Origin of the sequence: Hansschlegelia beijingensis (genome assembly GCF_045505405.1) — a bacterium.
In the GTDB taxonomy this organism is placed as follows: Bacteria; Pseudomonadota; Alphaproteobacteria; order Rhizobiales; family Methylopilaceae; genus Methylopila; species Methylopila beijingensis_A.
On record NZ_JBJKEX010000528.1, the window covers coordinates 1 to 1,322 of the forward strand.

Here is a 1,322-nt window from a genome sequence, read left to right on the forward strand (position 1 = left end):
CGCAGGCCTGGTCGTCCTTCGGCGCGGCCGGGCTGGTGTCGGACGCCGCGCCGAAGGACGACCAGGCCTGCGCCACATAGGCCGAGACGGGTGAGCGCCGCCCGGTCTTGAACAGCGAGTGGAAAGGTGCGGCGTCGTTCTCCACGCCGCCGTTGAAAGGCCCGTACTGCTCGTCCTGCGGGGCTTCCTGAAGCGCCAGAACGGTCGCGCGCGCGGGCGCGGCGTTGGGGATCTCGTCATGCGCCGCGGTGATCCGCGCATAGACCTCCGAGGCCGTGCGGGGCCGTCCCTTGTCGAAGAAGATCGCGCGGTTGGCGGAGGCCTGCGCCGGGAAGGCGTCGGCGGCCGAGGCCGTCGGCGCGTTGGTGGCGAGACTGACCAGCTGGATCGCGCCCTGCGCGCCGAGGAAATGCGCGGCGTAGAGCTCGCCGGGGGTCGCCGACCGGCCGAGGGCGGAGCCGAGCGCCTGCGCGTTGCGGCGGGTGAAGGCGCCGGCGAGCAGAGCCGAGGCGGTGGGGTCGTCGCGCAACGCCAGCAGTTCGGCGCGGCGGGCGGGATCGGTGACGACGTAGCGACCCGAAGAGGTGCGGGAGACGTCCGCGGCCTCGCTGGCGAAGCCGAGGCTCGGCCCGTCTTCCTTGAGCACCTGCAGCCAGGTCTGGTCGATAAACTGGAACAGCCCGCGCGCGGAGGAGGTCGGCGCCTTGGCGGTGGGATCCAGCGAGGACTCGCGCTTGGCGGTCTGCAGCAGATAGTCGAAACTCGCCCCGGTGGCCTGCGCGGCTTTCCGAAGCGCCGCCGCTACGCCCCCCGCAGCATCCGCCGGAGTGATGAGCTGCATTCGCCTTATGCCCGCCTGCCGACGCGCCATGCGCCCTTGCGCCGCCGATGGGCGATGCCGGCAAACTATCGGGCCTTTATGGTAAACCGGCCGTTAACACTGCCATCAAGCGCCTGTGAGATCTTAACAAGATGGCCGTCGCCGTCCGCCTTTCCCCCGGTCCCCGGCGCTGGCTCATGCTGCGGCCGGAAGACGCCTCCGAAAGCGGCGCTCCGGCCGGGGCCGACGCGCTCGTGCTGGACCTGCCTGCGACGAATCTGTCGCCCGCGGAGGCCCGCGCGCGGCTCGCGCTGATCTCCCGGGCGTCCCCGGCTCCGCTCTACGCACGGATCCCTCCTCTGGAGACGGACGAGGCGGAAGCAGACCTCGCGGCGGCGGCCGAGGCGAGGCTGCAAAGCGTATCCTGCGGCTCGACCGGCTACGCCTTCGAGGACCATGCGGAGCCCGAGACGAGTTCCTGCTTGCCGCCACCGCCCAAAAC

1 protein-coding gene and 1 pseudogene are annotated in these 1,322 nt (G+C 71.5%); one reads left to right on the plus strand and one right to left on the minus strand.

All coding sequences use genetic code 11. The annotated features are described in order from the left end of the window. Positions 1–841, minus strand: an 841-nt coding sequence (locus ACIKT0_RS18375) for a lytic transglycosylase domain-containing protein (RefSeq protein ID WP_407106763.1), incomplete at its 3' end; no start/stop codon positions are given. 131 nt (positions 842–972) lie between these two features. On the opposite strand from ACIKT0_RS18375, the pseudogene ACIKT0_RS18380 reads away from it, so the two are divergent. After that, positions 973–1,322: pseudogene (locus ACIKT0_RS18380) on the plus strand (hypothetical protein); the annotation flags it as partial.